This is a genomic window from Streptomyces sp. NPDC048185, assembly GCF_043202495.1.
Taxonomy (GTDB): Bacteria; Actinomycetota; Actinomycetes; order Streptomycetales; family Streptomycetaceae; genus Streptomyces.
Map to the genome: position 1 here is coordinate 1 of NZ_JBIDAN010000027.1, position 3,548 is coordinate 3,548.

The following is a 3,548-nucleotide window of genomic DNA, read 5'->3' on the forward strand; positions in this document are numbered from 1 at the left end:
GACGGACCGTTCGGCGCCGTCAGACCATTGCTCGCACCGTCCTGATTGACAGCCGAACCACGCACCACCGCCAGCACCCGATGCCCGTGACGACGAGCATCCGACAGCCGCTCCAACAGCACCACGCCGATGCCTTCGGCGAGTCCCATGCCGTCCGCGTCCGCCCCGAACGCCTTGCAGCGGCCGTCGGCGGCGAGGCCGCGCTGGCGGCTGAAGGCGATGAACGCACTGGGGGTCGGCATGACGGCGACACCGCCGGCCAACGCCAGCGAGCACTCGCCCTGCCGCAGCGACTGGGCCGCCAGGTGCAGCGCCACCAGGGACGACGAACACGCCGTGTCCACCGTCACCGCAGGACCCTCGAACCCGAACGTGTAGGACACGCGGCCGGAGACGACGCTGGCCGCGTTGCCCGTCATCAGATGGCCTTCGGTGCCCTCGGGCGCCTCGTGGACGCGCGGGCCGTACTCCTGGTAGTTGACTCCCATGAAGACACCGGTGCGGCTGCCGCGCAGGGACGGCGCGGGCACGCCGACGCGCTCGAAGGCCTCCCAGGACGTCTCCAGCAGCAGGCGCTGCTGCGGGTCCATCGCCTCCGCCTCACGCGGCGAGATGCCGAAGAACTCGGGGTCGAACCGGGCGGCGTCGTAGAGGAAACCGCCCTCGCGCACATAGGTCTTGCCGGGAGCGTCGGGGTCGGGGTCGTAGAGGCCCTCGATGTCCCAGCCGCGATCGGTGGGCAGTCCGCCGATCGCGTCGTCCTCGGACATGACCAGCTGCCAGAGCTCCTCGGGGGAGGTCACGCCGCCCGGGTAGCGGCAGCTCATCGCGACGATCGCGATGGCGTCGTCGTCGGCCGGCCGGGCCGCGAGGGCGGCGTCGGACACGGCTGCCGCGGAGCTGTCCGGAGTCGCCCCGGCCGCTCCGAGGAGCTGCTCCTGGATGTGTTCGCTCAGTACGGCGCTGGTGGGATAGTCGAAGATCAGGGTAGCGGGCAGTCGCAGGCCGGTCGCCGTGTTCAGGCGGTTGCGCAGCTCCACGGCGGTCAGGGAGTCGAACCCGAGCTCCTTGAAGGCGCGGCCGGAGTCGAACGTATCCGTGTCGGCGTGGCCCAGGACGGCCGCGACCTGCTCGTGGACGAGGTCGAGGACGGCGTGTCCGCGTTCGCCGGGCGCCAGGCCGGCCAGTCGCTGCCGGAGCGGTGAGGCCGGGTCGGTGCCCGGGCCGCCGGCGGTGTCTCCCGTGCCGGCGGTGCTCTCCTGCCGGAGGCGGCGGGCCTCGGCGAGCTCGTCCAGCAGCGGGCTGGGGCGTGCGGAGGTGAAGACCGGGAGGAAGGTGTCCCAGTCCATGTCGGCGATCGCCAGGTGTGTCTGGTCGTGGTCCAGCGTCTGCTGGAGCGCGGCGATGCCGAGGTCGATGTCCATGAACCGCAGTCCGCGACGGCGCAGTTGGTCCAGGTCCAGGGCCTCGGGGGCGTTGTCGCCGACCGCGTCCCACACGCCCCAGGCCACCGAGGTGGCGGTCAGGCCGTTGGCCCGGCGGCGTTCGGCGAGCGCGTCGAGGTAGGCGTTGGCGGCCGCGTAGGCGCCGTGGTCGCCGACGCCCCAGACGGAGGCGACGGACGAGAACAGGACGAACGCGTCGAGCGGGGTGTCGCCCAGCAGCGCGTCGAGGTGGGCCGCGCCTGCCGCCTTGGCGTTCATGACGTCGGCGAACTCCGCCACCGTCGTTCCGGCCAGGCCGGCCAGGTCGATGTGGGCGGCAGCGTGGATGACGGCGCTGAGGGGGAGATCCGCGGGTACGGAGGCGAGGACGCCGGCCACTGCGTCACGGTCCGCCATGTCACAGGCGGTGACGGTGACCCGGGTGCCGAGCTCGGCGAGTTCGGCGACCAGGGCGTCGGCGCCGGGCGCGGCAGGCCCACGGCGGCTCGTCAGGATCAGGTGTTCGGCGCCGTTGCGGGCCAGCCACCGGGCCAGGTGGGTGCCGAGGGCACCGGTGCCACCGGTGACGAGGACGGTGCCGCGGGGCTTGTAGGTGCGGCGGGGACGGTGGTCGCCCAGCGGCGCGGGTTCCAGGCGTCGCAGCATGACCCCGGAGGCCCGGACGGCCACCTGGTCCTCCGCGTCGGAGACCGCGAGGACGCCGGCGAGCCGGGCTCGGGCCCGCGCGTCCAGGGTGGCCGGCAGGTCGACCAGGCCGCCCCAGGTGTCCGGGTACTCGACGGCGGCGACCCGGCCCAAGCCCCACACGGTGGCCTGTGCCAGGCTGGTCAGAGGGTCGGTGCTGCCGGTGGACACCGCGCCCTTCGTTGCGGACCACAGCGGCGCCCGGGTGCCGAGGTCGCCCAGGGCCTGGATGAGGGACAGGGTGAGCACCAGGCCGGTGCCGGCGACGGGGTGGTCCGGGTACGGGGTCTCGTCCAGGGCGAGGAGCGACAGCACACCGGATGGCGTGTGGTCCGCGGTGACCGCGCGCAGCCGTTCCGTCAGTGTGGCCCGGTCCGCGTCGTTCCCGTGCAGGGTGAGGGTCACGACCTCGGCACCGTGCTCCTCGAGAGCCTGCCGGGTGTCCGCGACCAGCGGATCGTCGGCGCATGCCCCGGGGGTGACGAGGAGCCAGGTTCCGGAGACCGTCGGGTTGGCCGTGCCGTTCGTACGGCGCCAGGCGGCGACGTAGCGCCATGCGTCGACGGTCGACTCCGAACGCCGCCGGCGACGCCACCGGGCCAGGGCGGGCAGGACGGCGTCGAACGATTCCTGCTGTTCAACGGTGTCGAGGCGGAGGGTGGCCGCCAGCGTTTCCCCGTCTTCCTGCTCGACCGCGTCCCAGAAGATGACGTCCGTGCGGTCGCCGTCCGCCATGCCGAGCGCGAGCGGCCGCGATGCCGTGGCCTCCAGCCAGTGGCGCTGGTGCTGGAAGGCGTAGGTGGGCAGGTCGACCGTTCGGGCGCCGGTGCCCTGGAACAGCGTCGCCCAGTCGAGGGGCGCGCCACCGACGAACGCCTCCGCCGCCGACGTGAGGAAGCGTCCCGCACCGCCTTCGCCGCGGCGCAGCGAACCGACTGTCGTCACAGGGGTGTTGGTGTGTTCCTCGGCGGTCTGCTCGACGCCCATCGTCAGCACCGGATGGGCACTGGACTCCACGAACAGACGGAAACCGTCGTCGAGGAGCGCGCGAACCGTGTCCGCGAAACGGACCGTCTGCCGCAGGTTGCGGTACCAGTAACCCGCATCCAAGGACGCGGTGTCCAGGACACCGGCCGTCACCGTCGAATAGAACGGCACGCTCGACGCCTGCGGGACGATCCCCGCCAGATCCCGGAGGAGAACGTCCTCGATCTGCTCCACGTGCGCGCTGTGCGAGGCGTAGTCCACGGCGATACGCCGGGCCCGCACACCCTCCGCCTCACAGGCAGCCAGCAACTCGTCCAACGCATCCGCGTCACCCGAGACGACCACGACCGCCGGACCGTTGACCGCCGCAACCGACAGACGACCGCCCCACGCCGACAAACGCTCACTGACCTCGTCAACACCCAGGGAAAC

Annotated in this window: 1 protein-coding gene; it reads right to left on the reverse strand. The window is 72.5% G+C overall.

The window, feature by feature from the left end:
- A partial coding sequence (locus tag ACGF3H_RS36145; RefSeq protein ID WP_393816625.1) for an SDR family NAD(P)-dependent oxidoreductase occupies positions 1-3,548 on the reverse strand: 3,548 nt, incomplete at both ends.